Origin of the sequence: Bradyrhizobium algeriense (assembly GCF_036924595.1) — a bacterium.
GTDB classification, from domain to species: Bacteria; Pseudomonadota; Alphaproteobacteria; order Rhizobiales; family Xanthobacteraceae; genus Bradyrhizobium; species Bradyrhizobium algeriense.
Window position 1 is genome coordinate 780,540 of record NZ_JAZHRV010000001.1, and the last position, 16,893, is coordinate 797,432.

The 16,893-nt window shown below is 60.8% G+C and carries 14 protein-coding genes; 11 read left to right on the forward strand and 3 right to left on the reverse strand.

Annotation, left to right across the window (positions count from 1 at the left end; genetic code table 11):
* The first annotated feature begins 120 nt into the window (after nucleotides 1-120).
* The 4 genes from V1286_RS03800 to V1286_RS03815 all read left to right on the forward strand — a co-directional run bounded on the left by V1286_RS03800 (nucleotide 121) and on the right by V1286_RS03815 (nucleotide 7,837).
* The gene (locus V1286_RS03800) at nucleotides 121-1,233 is read left to right on the forward strand and encodes an efflux RND transporter periplasmic adaptor subunit (RefSeq protein WP_334489523.1); all 1,113 of its coding nucleotides are present in this window, start codon (nucleotides 121-123) and stop codon (nucleotides 1,231-1,233) included.
* Nucleotides 1,233-4,343 carry an efflux RND transporter permease subunit gene (locus V1286_RS03805; RefSeq protein ID WP_334477682.1) on the forward strand — a complete coding sequence of 1,037 codons (3,111 nt, stop codon included), beginning with the start codon at nucleotides 1,233-1,235 and terminating at the stop codon, nucleotides 4,341-4,343. Before V1286_RS03800 ends, V1286_RS03805 begins: the two co-directional genes overlap by 1 nt.
* Nucleotides 4,344-4,687: 344 nt before the next feature.
* Nucleotides 4,688-5,887, forward strand: a complete 1,200-nt coding sequence (locus tag V1286_RS03810) for an ABC transporter substrate-binding protein (RefSeq protein WP_334477683.1) — start codon at nucleotides 4,688-4,690, stop codon at nucleotides 5,885-5,887.
* A gap of 147 nt (nucleotides 5,888-6,034) precedes the next feature.
* Entirely contained in the window at nucleotides 6,035-7,837 is a 1,803-nt protein-coding gene (locus tag V1286_RS03815) for an AMP-binding protein (protein WP_334477684.1), read from the forward strand.
* A gap of 129 nt (nucleotides 7,838-7,966) precedes the next feature.
* Here V1286_RS03815 and V1286_RS03820 read toward each other — a convergent pair whose 3' ends face one another.
* On the reverse strand, nucleotides 7,967-8,479 hold the full coding sequence (locus V1286_RS03820) for a winged helix-turn-helix transcriptional regulator (protein ID WP_334477685.1): 513 nt from the start codon (nucleotides 8,477-8,479) through the stop codon (nucleotides 7,967-7,969).
* A gap of 242 nt (nucleotides 8,480-8,721) precedes the next feature.
* On the opposite strand from V1286_RS03820, the gene V1286_RS03825 reads away from it, so the two are divergent.
* The gene (locus tag V1286_RS03825) at nucleotides 8,722-9,354 is read left to right on the forward strand and encodes a 2-hydroxychromene-2-carboxylate isomerase (protein WP_334477686.1); all 633 of its coding nucleotides are present in this window, start codon (nucleotides 8,722-8,724) and stop codon (nucleotides 9,352-9,354) included.
* A gap of 80 nt (nucleotides 9,355-9,434) precedes the next feature.
* Nucleotides 9,435-10,634 carry a CaiB/BaiF CoA transferase family protein gene (locus V1286_RS03830; RefSeq protein ID WP_334477688.1) on the forward strand — a complete coding sequence of 400 codons (1,200 nt, stop codon included), beginning with the start codon at nucleotides 9,435-9,437 and terminating at the stop codon, nucleotides 10,632-10,634.
* A gap of 35 nt (nucleotides 10,635-10,669) precedes the next feature.
* On the opposite strand, the gene V1286_RS03835 is transcribed toward V1286_RS03830, so the two are convergent.
* The gene (locus tag V1286_RS03835) at nucleotides 10,670-11,347 is read right to left on the reverse strand and encodes a glutathione S-transferase family protein (RefSeq protein WP_334477690.1); all 678 of its coding nucleotides are present in this window, start codon (nucleotides 11,345-11,347) and stop codon (nucleotides 10,670-10,672) included.
* A gap of 1 nt (nucleotide 11,348) precedes the next feature.
* Nucleotides 11,349-12,092, reverse strand: coding sequence for an SDR family NAD(P)-dependent oxidoreductase (locus tag V1286_RS03840; protein ID WP_334477692.1), 744 nt, complete (start codon nucleotides 12,090-12,092; stop codon nucleotides 11,349-11,351).
* Between the two features lie 235 nt (nucleotides 12,093-12,327).
* Here V1286_RS03840 and V1286_RS03845 point away from each other — a divergent pair, with 235 nt between their 5' ends.
* From V1286_RS03845 to V1286_RS03865, 5 genes are read left to right on the forward strand one after another with little or no spacing between them, the layout of a single operon-like run.
* Nucleotides 12,328-12,513 (forward strand): hypothetical protein, encoded by a 186-nt coding sequence (locus V1286_RS03845; RefSeq protein WP_334477693.1) that lies wholly within the window; start codon nucleotides 12,328-12,330, stop codon nucleotides 12,511-12,513.
* Nucleotides 12,514-12,563: 50 nt separating this feature from the next.
* Complete coding sequence (locus V1286_RS03850; RefSeq protein WP_334477695.1) at nucleotides 12,564-13,301, forward strand: SDR family oxidoreductase; 738 nt, start codon at nucleotides 12,564-12,566, stop codon at nucleotides 13,299-13,301.
* A gap of 15 nt (nucleotides 13,302-13,316) precedes the next feature.
* Nucleotides 13,317-14,498, forward strand: a complete 1,182-nt coding sequence (locus V1286_RS03855; RefSeq protein ID WP_334477696.1) for an acyl-CoA dehydrogenase family protein — start codon at nucleotides 13,317-13,319, stop codon at nucleotides 14,496-14,498.
* Between the two features lie 21 nt (nucleotides 14,499-14,519).
* Nucleotides 14,520-15,650, forward strand: a complete 1,131-nt coding sequence (locus V1286_RS03860; protein ID WP_334477697.1) for an acyl-CoA dehydrogenase family protein — start codon at nucleotides 14,520-14,522, stop codon at nucleotides 15,648-15,650.
* A 54-nt stretch (nucleotides 15,651-15,704) separates the two neighbouring features.
* Nucleotides 15,705-16,892 carry an acetyl-CoA C-acyltransferase gene (locus V1286_RS03865; protein ID WP_334477699.1) on the forward strand — a complete coding sequence of 396 codons (1,188 nt, stop codon included), beginning with the start codon at nucleotides 15,705-15,707 and terminating at the stop codon, nucleotides 16,890-16,892.
* The last annotated feature ends 1 nt before the right edge of the window (nucleotide 16,893 follow it).

Genomic DNA, 16,893 nt, shown 5'->3' on the forward strand with positions numbered 1-16,893 from the left:
GGAGGTCGAAGTGGCCTATTTCGCGGGATCACGTTTTCGTCAGCGCTCCAATTTAGATTGCGATCGAACTCTAATGTGGTTATAGAGTTCGAATGAAATCTAAGTGGCTTGGAGATGGCAATGAGAAAGAGCAGACTTTTGGTCTTGGCAGGTGTCCTGATCGCGGCGTCCGGAGCGGCCGTCTTCGCTACTCTTGCTATTCCCGCCCAAGAAGCTTCCGCGGCGCGTGACCCGAGGCAGGAACCGCCGATGGTCAGACTGGCGACGGCAGCGCGGGTGAATGGATCCGAACGCGGTTTCACGGGCATCATCGGGGCGAGGGTGCAGAGCAACCTCGGGTTTCGCGTCGCCGGCAAGATCGTGGAACGGCTTGTTAATAGCGGTCAGCAGGTCAAAGCCGGTGAGCCGCTGATGCGGATCGACGAAACCGACCTTCGCCTTGCGGTCACGGCAAAGCGCAATGCCGTTGCAGCGGCGCGTGCATCTGTCGTTCAGACCGATGCGGATGAACAGCGATACGCCAAACTGGTCAGCAACGGATGGGCTTCGCGACAGCGCTACGAGCAAGCGAAGGCCGCGTTGGACACGGCCGAGGCGCAACTCGCCACCGCCGAAGCTGATGCGCGGGTCGCCGAGAATGAGGCGACCTACTCGGTCCTCGTCGCGGATGCGGACGGAACGGTGGTTGAAACGCTTGGCGAGCCCGGACAGGTCGTCTCTGCCGGCCAGACAGTCGTTCGGATCGCAAAGGCCGGTCCCCGCGAAGCTGTGGTCGCGCTTCCCGAAACGATCCGGCCCGCAATCGGCTCCGTGGCTGAGGCCAGCGTGTATGGGGCGGCCGATGGGCGACGCTATACGGCGCATCTGCGGCAGTTGTCGGATTCCGCCGATGCTCAGACCCGTACCTATGAGGCCCGTTACGTGCTCGACGGTGAGGCCGCGGCAGCACCGCTTGGCGCGACGGTAACCATTCGGCTCGCAAGCCAGGCTATTCAGCCGGAAGTTCAGGTGCCGCTGGGAGCCGTGCTCGATGACGGCCGGAAGACCGGTGTGTGGGTCCTGAATAGCGCCACCTCAACCGTACGCTTTCAGCCGGTCAAACTTGTTCGGGTGAGCGACGAAACCGCCGTGATTTCTGGATTGAGCTCTGGTGACTCGATTGTTTCCCTTGGCGCTCATCTCCTGCACGAGGGTGCGCGCGTCAGAACTGCCTCTGAAAGCGGGAGCAACTGATGAGCCTCAATCTTTCCGCGATCGCCGTTCGCGAACGGGCGGTCACCCTGTTCTTCATCGTCCTGCTGGCGGCCGCAGGCGCCTACGCCTTCCTCATGCTCGGGCGTGCGGAGGACCCGTCCTTCACCATCAAGACCCTGACGGTCACGACGGTATGGCCAGGCGCGACGGCGCGCGAGATGCAGGACCAGGTCGCCGAACCCTTGGAGAAGCGGATTCAGGAGCTGACCTGGTACGACCGGGTGGAGACGACCACACGGCCAGGTTATGCGTACATGACGGTTACGCTGAAGGACAGCACACCGCCATCCAGCGTGCAGGAGGAGTTCTATCAGGCCCGCAAGAAGCTTGCGGATGAAGCGCGCAAGCTGCCCTCTGGTGTGCTCGGCCCGTTCGTCAACGACGAATACTCCGACGTGAGCTTCGCCCTTTATGCCCTCAAGGCGAAGGGCATGCCGATGCGGGAACTCGCCAGGCAAGCCGAGACTATTCGCCAGGATCTCCTGCACGTGCCCGGCGTCAAGAAGATCAACATCCTCGGTGAACGTCCCGAACAGATATTCATCGAATTTTCCTATGCCAAACTGGCAACCCTCGGCGTGTCGGCACAGGACATTGTTGCCGCCTTGCAGCGGCAGAACACCGTCACGCCGGCAGGCTCGATCGACACCAAGGGGCCGCAGGTCTTCATCCGGGTCGACGGCGCTTATGACAGCGTTCAGGCAATCGCCGACACGCCGATCGTCGCTGCGGGGAGGACGCTGAAACTCTCCGACATCGCCGAAGTCCGCCGCGGCTACGAGGATCCTCCCACCTACCTCATCCGCCACCAGGGTGAGCCCTCCGTCATGCTCGCGGCGGTTATGCAAGAGGGCTGGGATGGCCTCGCGCTCGGCAAGGCGCTGGAGGAGAGGTCCGCAGCTATCGCCCGGACGCTGCCGCTCGGGATGAGTCTGGCCAAAGTCAGCGACCAGGCCGTCAACATCACCTCGGCGGTTGACGAATTCATGATGAAGTTTGCGATGGCGCTCGGCGTGGTGCTGCTGGTGAGCCTGCTCAGCCTCGGCTGGCGCGTCGGCATCGTCGTGGCGGCTGCCGTCCCTCTGACGCTTGCCGTCGTGTTCCTCATCATGCTGGAAACCGGTCGGTTCTTCGACCGCATCACGCTCGGCGCCCTCATCTTGGCGCTTGGTCTTCTCGTGGACGACGCCATCATCGCCATCGAGGTGATGGTGGTGAAAATGGAAGAGGGCATGGACCGCATCAAGGCGGCGGCCTACGCGTGGAGCCACACAGCGGCGCCAATGTTGTCGGGCACGCTCGTGACAGTCGCCGGGTTCCTGCCGGTGGGCTTCGCGCGCTCGACGGCCGGCGAATACGCCGGCAACATCTTCTGGGTCGTGGGGTTCGCCCTCATCGTCTCCTGGATCGTCGCGGTGATCTTCACGCCCTACCTTGGCGTCAAGATGCTGCCCGCGATCAAGCCGGTCGAAGGCGGTCACCACGCGATCTACGGCACACCGAACTATCGGCGCCTGCGAAGCCTCATCACCTTCGCCGTGCGCCACAAGTTCGTGACCAGCGGCATCGTCGCCATCGCTTTCGCGCTTTCGGTCGTCGGCATGGGCGCCGTCAAGCAGCAGTTCTTCCCGACGTCCGACCGCCCCGAAGTGCTGGTGGAGGTTCGCCTGCCGGAAGGCACCAGCATCGAGACGACGACCGCCACAGTCGAGAAGCTCGAGCACTGGCTGGACCACCAGTCGGAGGCCAAGATCGTCACGAGCTATGTCGGTCAGGGCGCTCCTCGCTTTTTCTTCGCGATGGCGCCGGAGCTGCCCGATCCGGCCTTCGCCAAGATCGTCGTGCTCACGCCGGACGCGGAGGCGCGCGAGACTTTGAAGCACCGTCTGCGACAGGCGGTGTCAAATGGGCTTGCACCTGAGGCCAATGTGCGCGTCACTCAGCTCGTGTTCGGCCCCTACACGCCGTTCCCGGTCGAGTTTCGCGTCATGGGTCCTGATCCTGCGCAATTGTACGCCATATCTGAAAAAGCCCTCGATATCATGCGTGGCGTTCCCGATGTGCGGCAAGCGAACCGCGATTGGGGCAATCGCACACCCGTGCTCCGCTTCATCCCGGATCAGGATCGACTGAACCTCATCGGCCTTTCGCCATCGGAGGTGGGCCGGCAGCTGCAGTTCCTCCTCACGGGCATCGCCGTTACGCAGGTCCGCGAGGACATCCGCAATGTCCCCATCGTGGCACGCAGCGCCGGCGGCGAGCGGCTGGATCCGACGCGTTTGGCGGATTTCTCACTGATGAGCCGGGACGGCCGCCCGATTCCGCTCGACCAGATCGGCCATTCGGAAATCCGTCTGGAAGAGCCGATTATGAAGCGCCGCGATCGCACACCCGTCGTGACGATTCGCTCGGACATCAATGAGGCGACCCAGCCTCCAGAGGTCTCCAAGGAGATCAAGACAGCCCTTCGGCCGCTGATCGCATCGCTTCCGGCCGGCTATCGCATCGAATTGGGCGGATCGATCGAGGAGGCAACCAAGGCCAATGACGCGTTGGCGACGGTCTTTCCCGCCATGATCGCCGCCATGCTGATCGTCATCATGCTGCAGGTGCGATCGTTCTCGACGATGGCCATGGTCATGCTAACGGCACCGCTTGGCCTCGTCGGCGTCGTGCCGATGTTGCTCGCCTTTAACCAGCCCTTCGGATTCAACGCCATTCTGGGCCTGATAGGACTGGCGGGCATCCTGATGCGCAATACTCTGATCCTGACCGAACAAATCAAGGAGAACCGTGCTGCCGGCCTTGATGACTATCACGCCGTCATCGAGGCCACGGTGCAACGCACGAGGCCAGTGATCCTGACCGCACTTGCCGCCGTGCTGGCCTTCATCCCTCTCACTCACTCCGTCTTCTGGGGATCGATGGCCTATACGCTGATCGGCGGCACGGCGGTCGGCACGGTGCTGATCCTGCTGTTCCTTCCTGCGCTTTATGCCGCGTGGTTTCGGATCAAGCCGACTGAAGATGAGAGCCACGAGGATTCGACGGCGGAACCGGAATTGCGAACAGCAATGGCCGCCGAGTAGGGCCTGTTGGCGGACGAGACACCTCTGGTTCTCGCCCACCAGCTCCCAGATGCGTCAAAGTTAGTTCGATAACAGAATGGATGTGCGCGCTGGCCGAGACGGTGTTCCGTGACTTGCCTGGCTGGCATTCGGCGTGCGATCGCGCGTGGTCTCCATGTGGCGGCGATGGCCCGCAAGACGCAGATTCTCCGGAATAGTTTAACTCTTAAGTTTCAGCCCGCACCCGCGAGACCGCGCGAGCGGGCCGGGGAGCGATAATCTAAAGCGCTTGACGAGTTCTGAAAAAGAACTGTAGGCTGCAGCAGCGACGTACCCCGGAAGGTGCGCGTTTGGGAGGACGAGCAATGTTGATGAAATGGAAGGCCGTGGCGGCTCTGGCTTTACTTTTGAGCGGGCCTGCATTCGCGGCTGAAGAGCCCGGGATTTCAGCGACGGAGATTAAGGTCGGCGGCGTTTTTCCCTTCAGCGGACCGGCGTCATCGATCGGTCTCGTAGGGAAGGGGCTTATCGCCTACATTCAGTTGGTGAACGACCGCGGCGGCATTAACGGACGCAAGATCAACTACATCGCATACGACGATGCATACAGCCCTCCCAAGGCGGTTGAGCACGTTCGCAAACTGGTCGAGAGCGATGAAGTGTCGTTCATGTTCGGCCAGCTCGGCACCCCGGGCATCTCGGCTACGGCAAAATACCTGCGGTCGAAAGGGGTGCCTAGCATCGCAATTATCAGCGGGTCATCCAAGTTCACGGACGTCGCCAATTACCCGATGACCACGACAGGTCTTGTCAGTTACGACACCGAAGGCAAAATCTATGCAAAGTATCTGACGAAGGCACTGCCAAACGCCAAGTATGCGATCCTCTATCAGAACGACGACCTTGGCAAAGACTATGTCAGCGCCTTCAAGGCGTTTCTCGGAAAGGATTTCGACCGAAAGGTCGTGACTGCTTCCTATGAGGTCACCGAACCGACGGTTGATTCCCAGGTCGTCAACCTGAAGAGTTCCGGTGCCGACGCTCTTGTGATCGCCGGCACGCCGAAGTTCGCAGCCCAGGCCATCCGGCAAGCCGCGGTGATCGGCTGGAAGGCGACCGTAATCCTCAATTTCCCATCCGGGTCTGTCGGAGGCACGCTCGCACCGGCCGGCCTCGACAAATCGGTCGGCGCGATTGTTGGCACGACCAACAAGGATATTCTGGATCCGACCTGGAAAGACGACCCTGCCATGCAGGCCTACCGGTCATTTCTGGACAAGTATTTGCCGGGTGTCGATATCACCAATGGCAGCTATCTGACCGGCTATCAGCAAGGCATCCTGCTCGAGCAGATTCTGAAGCAGTGCGGCAACGACCTGTCTCGCAAAAATATTCTGGTGCAGGCCAAGAACCTGAAGGATTTCGTCGTTCCAACGGCACTGCCCGGCATCAAGGTCAACACAAGCGACACCGAGAACATGATCTGGACGCAGATGCGGTTGCAGCGATGGACGGGCACAAGTTGGGAAGGCTTCGGGGAAGTGCTGGACGCCAGGTCCGAGTGACCTCGCATTAGCGAAGCGACGGGCGCGGTAGTTAGCCGGGGCGAACTGCCGACCGGTCCGGCCGGGCACAGCAGCGATGGGCATCAGGGTTGAACCGCGTCTCGCGCGCTCATCGGACCATCACAGCAATTCAGGAGGTCGTTTTCGATGTCGACGAAGGCACTGACGTTCGCGGCGAGGGAGCTTTCCATCGAGTGTCGAACCGACGGAACGCTCGTGTTGAGCTCGCCCCTCGAATTGGGGAAGTGTGACTGGCGCATCACGGATTTTCTTCCGAGCTGGGCAGGTTCCGTTCCGGATAGAATTTTTCTCGCGCAACGCAATGCGAATGGGGGGTGGGACGAGATCACCTATAGCGAAGCATGGTTGCAGGTTCAGGCGGTCGGCCAAAGCCTGATCGATATGGGCGCAAAGCCGGCTGACAAGCTGGCGGTACTTTCAGGAAACTCGATTGAGAACGCGGTGATCTCGTTTGCCGCGATGTCGATGGGGGTAATCCTGGCGCCGATATCGCCAAACTACACGCTGATGCCCGGCGGGCTGGCTCGTCTCCAGGATATCGCGGAAGCGCTGCGCCCGAAGTTCGTTTTCGTCCAGAGCGGACGCGACTTTTCCGCGGGGCGCTCGATTCCCGAACTGGCAGCCGCAACCTGGATCAGTGTCGATGGGGCGCCGGACACCGTGCCTTTCGGCGCACTGACAACGCGAACGGAGAGTGAAAGTTTCGCGGGTGCATCACGTGCGGTATCTTGCGATGACGTCGCAAAGATTCTCTTCACGTCCGGTTCGACCGGCTTCCCCAAAGGCGTGCTCAACACGCACCGCATGATGGCGAGCTCCCTGCAAATGGGGAGTCTGCTGGTGTCTCCCCCGGACGCACCGGTACAGGTTGAGTGGCTGCCCTGGCATCATACGATGGGCAGTAACGTAATACTTCACAGCATTCTCAAGAATGGCGGGACGCTCTACATCGACGATGGCCGGCCGCTGCCTCAGCTCTTCCACAAGACGATCGCGAATCTCAAGGAGATTTCGCCGACTGCCATGTTCAACGTGCCTGCCGGCTATAATCTCTTGTGTGACGCGATCGAGAACGACCTCGATCTTGGCGCCAGCGTGTTCAAGCGGCTGGATCGATTGAGCTATGCCGGGGCTGCAATCTCGCAGGGCACGCTTGAAAAGCTCAATCGGCTGACATCGTCGATCACCGGCCGGCGAATTCCGGTCATGTCAGGCTACGGCACCACCGAAACGGCCCCGACAATCAGTACGACCCATTGGGCGACCGACCAGCCGGGCGAGATCGGTCTTCCCGCACCCGGTCTGCGGCTAAAACTGATCCCTGTTTCCGATACTTACGAAGCAAGGGTCAAGGGACCCAACGTTACTCCAGGTTATCTCGGAAGGCCGGATTTGACGGAAAAGGCCTTCGATGAGGAAGGCTTCTATCGCATCGGCGACACCGTCTCGTTTCTGGATCCTCAGAAGCCGGAGCTTGGGCTGCGCTTTACAGGCAGAATTTCCGAGAACTTCAAGCTCGCGAACGGCACATGGGTCTCGATCGGGAATATGCGTGCGGCGATTTTGGCGGCAACGCGCGGCGTATTGCTGGACATTGTCGTCGCGGGGGAAAATCGTGAATCGTGCGCGCTGCTCTGCTGGCTGAACCCGACCGAGGCAGCGCGGATTTCCAAGGCGCCAGCCGCGGATTTGACCTGCGACCCTTTCGTGATTCAATTTCTGAAGGATCGTTTTCAGGAATACAACGAAACTGTTGGAAGCAGCGAATTAATTTGTTCGTTCTCCCTGCTAAAGGATCCGCCGTCATTGGCGGCAGGAGAAATCACCGACAAGGCCTACGTCAATCAACGTGCTGTGCTGAAACATCGCTCTGACCAGGTGGAACGTCTCTACTGCAACGAAGCAAATCGAGATGTGATCCAGATCTGAGGGCGAGTTCAACCGTCCGCGACCGTTGCCGGACATCTCGTGTTCGCCAGGTGGCGCCTGCGGACATTTCGCTCGCGGTGCGATCTACCGAGCGAGACCTTCGATGCAGCAGCCGGGTGAGCGGCCACCTCAAGCGACTTGGCGGCGCGGCTTTGCCTTCGGCTTCTCTGGCACCTTTGCCGCCGGGGTGCTTCGGGCACCGGGGCCGGGGTGGGTATGAACCTCCTTGGCCGAAAGCGGCTCGCCGCATTCGGAGCACACCATGACCGGATCGAAGTCCTTGCCGCATTTGCGGTGCTGGTGCAGCAAAGGTCGCCCGCGTTCGTCGACCATGTGCGTGTCGCCCCAATGCACAATCGCCATCATGATCGGATAGAGATCGAGTCCTTTCTGGGTGAGAATATATTCATGCCGCTTGGGCGATTCCTGATAGGGAATGCGGCGCAGCACGCCTTGCCGGACCAGTTTCTTCAGCCGTTCGGCGAGCAAATGCCGTGTAATCCCGAGCGCGGACTGAAATCCTTCGAAGCGGCGGGTGCGCAGGAAGCATTCGCGCAGAATAAGGAGGGTCCAACGGTCACCGATCACGCCGATGGTGCGGGCCATCGAACACGGTTCTTCTTCAAGGGCATCCCATCGCATTTTCCTGCTCTCCAGTCATCCGGCGCCCGATTCCGCTCGAATCGTCCAGGGAACCTCCGCTTTGCTACCATTCTAGATAGGTACTCAGCTCCAAACAATCCCCTATTGGGGACGCAAAAATCAGCAGAAATTCGCAAAAGTTTGACAGTTCGTTTTTAGAACTGTAAAGGTGGGCGGCAGCCGGAATTCGGCTATTCTACATCAAACCTGATCATCCAATGCGCGCTCCGGGAGAAGCCGACATGCCCCTGAAGGTAGAATTCCAGTTCGATTTCGGCAGCCCCAACGCCTATCTGGCGGAAGTTGCCATTCCGGGGATCGAGCGGCGTACCGGCGTGAAGTTCGAGTATGTCCCGGTTTTGCTCGGCGGCATCTACAAGGCGACCGGCAACATGTCGCCGTTCGAATCGCTTCGCGGCATCAAGAACAAGCCGGAATACCAGGCACTCGAGACCCAACGGTTTATCCGACGCCACAACGTCACGAAATTCCGTCAGAATCCCTTCTTTCCGGTCAATACGCTGATGCTGATGCGTGGCGCCGTCGCCGCCCAGTTCGAGGGCGTGTTCGAGCCCTATTTCCGCGCCGCCTACCATCATATGTGGGAAGAGCCGAAGAAGATGGACGACCTCGAAATCTTCCGGAACGCATTCATCTCCTCGGGGATCGATATCGACCGGTTGACCGCGCGCGCACAACAGGATGATGTCAAGAAGAGGCTGATCGACCTGACCAACGATGCAGTCAGCCGGGGAGCATTCGGCTCGCCGACTTTCTTCGTTGGAAAGGAAATGTTCTTCGGCAAGGATCAGCTTCGTGACGTCGAGGAGTCGATCGTCGAACAGATCAGGCAACCTGTTCCCAAGACGGCCTGACAGCGGCGACTGTCCCGGGTTAAGTGGCGAAAGCCAAATCTCTCGGACCCAAAGCAAAAGTAAACTGAGGGAGAATTCCCATGCCTGGCCCGCTTAGCGGTGTTCGTGTCCTCGATTTGACTGGCGTTGTGTCGGGCCCGTTCGCCACCATGTTTCTGGCCGATCAGGGCGCCGACGTCCTGAAGATCGAGCCGATCGGCGGCGACATCACCCGCCGCAGCCGTGCCACCATCGACAAGGACGGCGAGTTCTCCGCGCTGTTCATCTCTTCGAACCGCGGCAAGCGTTCGCTGTCGATCGACGTCAAGAGCGCGGCTGGCCGCGATGTGCTCGCCAAGCTGGTCTCGCGGACTGATGTGCTGGTACAGAACTTCCGGCCCGGCACCATGGAGCGCCTCGGACTCGGTGTAGAAGAGTTGCGGCAGCGGCATCCGCGCCTGATCTACGTCTCGATCAGCGGCGTCGGCGATACCGGCCCGTACGTGAAGAAGCGCGTCTATGACCCGATCATTCAGGGCCTGTCCGGCTTCGCCGATATCCAGTCGCAGCCGGTCACCAACCGTCCGCAGATGATCCGCACCATCGTTTGCGACAAGACCACGGCCGTGTTCACCGCACAGGCGGTGGCGGCGGCGCTCTACGCCCGCGAGAAAACCGGGCAGGGCGATCATATTCAGGTCGCGATGCTGGATGCGATGATTTCCTACCTGTGGCCGGAAGGCATGATGCAGTACACGGTGGTAGGAGCCGAGGCCACCGCCGCCGATCCCAACGACCGGCCGGATCTCGTGTTCAAGACCAGCGATGGCTACATCACGGCCGGTACCATTTCGGATTCCGAATGGCAGGGCTTTTGCCGGGCCTCTGGCGATCCCGAGCTTGCCAAGGATCCCCGCTTTGCGACGCCATCGGCGCGTTCGGTCAATGCCACGGCCCGCATCAACAAGATGGCGGAATACATCAGCCTGCACACGACCGCCGAATGGCTGGAGCGCCTCGATGCTGCCGACGTGCCGTGCGCGCCGATCCTGCGACGGGGCGAAATCATCCACAATGAACAGGTGATCGCGCGCGGCATAATCGCGGAATTCGATCAGCCGAAGGTCGGGCGAGTGCGGCAGCCCAAGCCGGCGGCCCGCTTTGAGATCAATGAAGCCGCGATCGGCGGGCCTGCTCCCCGGGTTGGCGAGCACTCGCTCAACGTGTTGCGCGAACTGGGCTACGACGATAGCGCCATCGACAAGATGATCGCCGAACGCAGCGTGCGCGTGGCGGTCTGACGCCAATCCGTCCCGCGCGAGGGGGTGGTCGGTTTCTAAGCTTTCGCCGGCACAGGCGTGATCGGTGCCATCGGGACGTTCGCCGCGACGGCTTGCTGATAGGCGTCCCGTTTCTTGATGCGTTCGAGATAGGGCTGCGCATTGTCGCAAATGCCGACGCCATAGGCGACGGCCCACTCAAGGCAGGTCGTGAGCAGGATGTCAGCGCTAGTAAACCTGTCGCCCATGAGGAATTGCCGTCCGTCTGCGAGCGCGACTTCGACATGGCGCAACTGCTGGCGGAAATATTCGCCGGCCTGGGCAACGACCTCGGGCGCAATACCGTAGATCGGACCGAGCGCGTCGGCCCGATGGCGGCGCATCACGTAAAGGCTGGTTGAGTCCAGCTCCGCGACGATAAAGAAACACCACTCCAGCCATGCGGCATAGTCGCGGGTGGTTTCAGGAATCAGCGAGCATTCCTTCGTGGAATACATTCGCGACAGGTAGGCAACGATCGCGGCGCTCTCGCCGATGCAGAAGTCGCCGTCCTGAAGAAGCGGAATCTTCTGGCGCGGGTTGAGCTTGGTGTATTCAGCGGTCTTGGTCTCGCCCGTTCGCGGCCCGATGGGCTTTGTCTCGTAGGCCAAGCCCAGTTCGTGCATGGCCCAATGCGGACGAACAGTGCGGCTTGTCCCAACGCCCCACAGGGTCAGGTTTGGTGTCGCGTTCATGTCACCACTTCTCCATAGAGGGACGGAGATCGAGCTCGTGGGTCCAGCCATCCCTGCTTTGCCGATGGGTGAACCAGTAGGCTTCGGCAATGGAAGATGTCTTGGTCAGGCTGTCTGGGGGAATTTCGCTTGCCTCGATCCCTTTCGCTGCTTTCATGCGCTGGTGAATGGCCTCGCTGTCCACGCCGGCGTCGATCAGGAGATGTACGACGTGGATGTTCTTCGGCCCCAGCTCGCGCGCCATCGCCTGGGCCACTGCTCGAAGTCCGAACTTCGCCGATGAAAAGGCCGCAAACCCCTGGCCGCCACGCACGCTGGCCGTCGCACCCGTAAAGAAGATGGTGCCGTGTCCGCGCGGAAGCATGACGCGCGCAGCCTCACGTCCGACCAGGAAGCCGCCATAGCAGGCCAATTCCCAGGCCTTGAAGAACAGCTTCTCGGTTGTCTCCAGCAATGGCTTGTTGACGTTCGATCCCGCGTTGAAGAGGCAGACCTCGATGGGTCCGAACTCTTTCTCGATTCGCGCGAATATGCCTTGGACCTCTTTTTCCTGGCGGGCATCGACACTGAACGCGTGAATGTTATGCCCCGCAGCCCTCAGCTCGCCCACAAGTCCCTGCGACTTGGACGCATCACGTCTGCAGATGCAAACCGTATAGCCGCCCTTCGCAAAACGCCTGGCGACGGCCGCGCCGATGGCGTCGCCGGCGCCCACAAGTATCGCTACGCCGCGGCGCTCCACCATCACATTGCTCCCTTTAAGTTCCTATTTGATACTTTTAACGTAGCGTCGGATCGATGCCTTGTAAACGGGGGTTTTCAATTCTGCGCGGTTGAATAGGGCAGCCAAGTTGCCCCTTTCGGGACCTCATCAAACAGGGATGATGAATTAGTGATTGACGAGTTCTAAAAAAGAACGTTAGGTAACGACGAATGTGCCGCGTTGCAGAAATGGGCATGCTTTGGTCGGGAGGTCGGTCGTGGCGGAGCTTTCGGAAGCGATCAATCTCGACGAGATTGCTGTCGGCTTGCCGGGCCGCAGCCATAAAGTAACGGCAAGACAGGCTGCCGAAGCCCCGACCGGATCGCGCTGGTCGAGAACCGGCAAGATACGCGAGCATGAGATCGCGGCCTGTTTGCATCGCGACCGAGCTGCCGCCAGGTAGGCGGCGAGATTCCAGCGACGAACTAACTTAACCTGACCGGGAGAACGCCTTTGCAAAAGAGAAACGCAACCGTGGCCGTGATCGGTGCCGGGGACTTTATCGGTGGCGAGATCGCAAAGAAGTTCGCCTCGGAGGGCTTCACGGTGTTTGCCGGGCGCCGCAACGGCGCCAAGCTCGAGCCGCTCGTCAAGGAGATCGAGAAGGCGGGCGGCGAAATTCACGCGCGTTCGCTCGATGCGCGCAAGGAAGAGGAGATCATCTCCTTCCTTGGAGATGCCGACAAGCACGCACCGCTCGAGGTCTGCATCTTCAACGTCGGCGCCAACGTCAACTTCCCGATTCTGGAAACCACCGAGCGCGTGTTCCGCAAGGTCTGGGAAATGGCCTGCTATTCCGGCTTTCTCGCCGGCCGGGAAGCGGCCCGGCTGATGCTGCCCCGGGGCAAAGGCAATATCTTCTTCACCGGAGCAACGGCAAGCCTGCGCGGCGGAATCGGCTATGCGGCTTTCGCCAGCGCAAAGTTCGGGCTGCGAGCCGTCGCACAGGCAACCGCCCGCGAACTGGGGCCCAAGAACATCCACGTGGCCCACCTCATCATTGATTCCGGCGTCGATACCGAATGGGTGCGCCAGCGGCGGATCGAGGCGCTCGGCCCGACCGCGCTGGACGACCCCGATGCGTTGATGCCGCCATCCTCGGTCGCAGAATCCTATTGGCTGCTCTATCAGCAGCCCAAAAGCGCTTGGACCTTTGAACTGGAGATTCGTCCCTTCGGCGAGAAGTGGTAGCGGGAGCCTCTCACGATGGAACTCGATCTTTCCAGCGAAGATGCTGCGTTTCGTGACGAGGTGCGCGCCTTTATTGCGGAGAACTATCCGCAGGAAATGCGCGTTCCAAACCCCGAGACCGATTTGACCAAGGAGCAGTCGCTGCTCTGGCACCGCATCCTGCACAAGAAGGGGTGGACCGCGCCGCTCTGGCCCAAGGAATATGGTGGCCCCGGCTGGTCCGTCACGCAACGATTCATCTTTGAGCAGGAAACCTCGCGCGCCGGAACGCTGCCGCCGCTGGCGTTCAGCGTCACCATGGTCGGTCCGGTCATCTACACCTTCGGCAACGATGCGCAGAAGAAGAAGTTTTTGCCGCGAATCCTCTCCGGTGACGACTGGTGGTGCCAGGGCTATTCGGAGCCGGGCTCCGGCTCCGACCTCGCCTCAGTCCGCACCAAGGCAGTGCGCGACGGCGACCACTACATCGTCAACGGCCACAAGACCTGGACGACGCTGGCCCAGCATGCCGACTGGATCTTTTGCCTGGTGCGAACGGATCCTAACGCGAAGCCTCAGGCCGGCATTTCCTTCCTCTTGATCGACATGAAATCGCCGGGCGTCACCGTGCGGCCCATCATCACCATCGACGGATCGCATGAAGTCAACGACGTGTTCCTGGAGGACGTGCGGGTCCCCGTGGAGAACTTGATCGGCGAGGAAAACAAGGGCTGGACATACGCGAAATTCCTGCTCGGCAACGAGCGTACCAGCATGGCCGGGATCGGCCGGTCCACTCGGTATCTCGGGCGTCTCAAGCAGATCGTGAGAACCGAAGTCGGCGAGGACGATCCGTCCTTCGGGGAGTTCATCAGGGAGATCGCGCGCGTCGAGCTCGATGTGCTGGCGCTGGAGGCGACCGAACTGCGCATCGTCGCGCAGATGTCGCGCGGCATCGATCCGGGACCGGCCGCGTCGCTGTTCAAGATCAGGGGCACCGAGATATTCCAGCGCATCACCGACCTGACTCACCAGGCGATCGGAAATTACGGTCTTGCCATCCGTGAGCACCCGGTAAGCGCCAACCGCTTCATGCCGGGGCCGGACTATGGACACACCGCGACGGAAAAGCATCTGAACTCCCGCAAGCTCAGCATTTACGGGGGCTCGAACGAGATCCAGCGCAACATCATCGCAAAAGCGGTTTTGGGTCTCTGACCACATCGCACGAGGCATCCGATGGATATTCAGTTGACGGAAGAACAGGAATTGCTCCGGTCCAGCATCCAACGCTTCTTGCGCGAGCAGTACGATTTCGACGAGCGCCGCAAAATCGTTGCGAGCGATGAAGGCTGGAGTCGCAGGCACTGGAAATCGTTCTCCGAACTCGGACTCTGCGCCGCGCCGTTCAAGGAAAGCTCCGGTGGCCTCGGTGGCGGCTCGATTGCGACGATGATCGTGATGCAGGAGTTCGGCCGCAACCTCGTCGTCGAGCCGTATTTTGAGACGGTTGTCCTTGCCGGTGGCCTGATCGAGGACGTCGGCTCGGCCGAGCAGCGCGAAGCATTTCTGCCGAACATCATGGAGGGCGATGCGATATGGGCGGTGGCCTGGGCGGAGGGACGATCACGCTACGATTTCAACAACGTTACCACCACTGCACGCCGCGAAAGGGACAACTTTGTTCTGAGCGGAACCAAAGCTGCGGTGGTCGGTGCGCCGTGGGCTGACAAGCTGATCGTCTCGGCGCGCACGTCGGGCGAAGCCCGCGATCGCTTTGGCGTGAGCCTCTTCGTGGTCGATCGCCATTCGGCCAATCTTCACTTGCAGAGCTTCAAGACGGTCGACGGCCGACGAGCCGCTGAACTCACGCTGATGAACGTGGAAGTACCGGCCAGCCAATTGCTGGGCCTTGAAGGGTGGGGTGTCACCGCTCTGGAGGCCTGCCGCGACCGGGCTATCGGCGCTCTGTGCGCCGAAGCAGTCGGTGCGATGTCTGTGCTGAATTCGGCGACGCTGGAGTATAGTAAAACGCGCAAGCAGTTCGGGGTCGCTCTCGGGACCTTCCAGGTGTTGCAGCACCGCATGGTCGACATGTTCATCGCGCTCGAAGAGGCGCTCTCGCTCACCCAGCATCTGAACCTCAGCCTCGCCACCCAAGAGCCAAATGGATCGAAACTGGCGTCCGGCGCGAAGTCGAAGGTCGGATACGCCGCACGCTTCGTCGCGGAGCAGGCCGTGCAACTGCACGGCGGCATGGGCATGAGCGACGAGCTGAACGTCGGTCATTACTTCAAGCGAATAAGCTCCATCAACGTCCAATTCGGTGACCCCACCTACCATCTGATGCGGTACGCGCAGCAGAGCTAATTGTCCTTCCAACGCAGCAAATTCGACTACCGCACCCCCGACCAGAGGCAAGCAATGACCGAAGCCGTAATCGTCTCGACTGCTCGCACCCCCATTGGCAAGGCCTACAAGGGTGCTCTCAATAATACCGAAGGCGCGACATTGCTGGGTCATGCCATTTCCGCTGCGTTGTCACGCGCCAACGTGGAGGGCGCCGAAGTCGAAGATGTTGTGATGGGTTGCGCGATGCAACAGGGCGCCACAGGCACCAACATTGCACGCAAGGCGCTGCTGCGCGCCGGACTCCCGGTCAGCGTGGCCGGAACCACCATCGACCGGCAATGCGGGTCTGGCCTGCAGGCGATTGCCTTGGCTGCGCGCTCGGTCATCTTCGATGGCGTGGAGGTTGCCATTGGCGGCGGTGGCGAATCGATTAGCCTGGTACAGAACAACCAGTTCAACAGCTTTCATGCCGTCGATCCTGAACTGCTCGCAATGAAAGGGGATGCCTACATCGCGATGCTGGATACCGCCGAGATCGTGGCGAAACGCTACAATATCTCGCGCGAACGTCAGGACGAATATAGCCTGGAGAGCCAGCGCCGGACGGCAGCAGCGCAGCAGGGCGGCCGCTTTAACGACGAACTCGCACCGATCAAGACCGCGATGGCGGTCACGGACAAGGCGACCGGGGCAATGTCGTATCAGCAAGTGACGCTGTCGGCCGACGAGGGGCCGCGTCCCGATACCACGGCCGAGGGTCTTGCGGGCGTCAAGCCGGCAAAGGGGCCGGGCTTCACCGTTACCGGCGGCAATGCGAGCCAGCTCTCGGACGGCGCCAGTGCCGCCGTTATCATGAGCGACAAGCTGGCGGCACAGAAAGGATTAAAGCCACTCGGTATCTTCCGCGGCTTTGTCGCAGCGGGCTGCGAGCCTGACGAGATGGGAGTGGGGCCGGTCTACGCCGTGCCCCGGCTACTCAAGCGTCACGGACTTAAAATTGATGATATCGATCTGTGGGAATTGAATGAGGCATTTGCGGTGCAGGTGATCTATTGCCGCGACAAGCTCGGGATCGACCCGCAAAAGCTTAACGTCAACGGCGGATCGATCGCAGTCGGTCATCCCTACGGCATGACCGGAGCGCGGCTGACTGGCCACGCCTTGATCGAGGGCCGCCGGCGCAAGGCCAAGTATGCTGTTGTTACCATGTGTATTGGCGGCGGCATGGGTGCCGCGGGCCTCCTCGAAATTGTCCACTGAC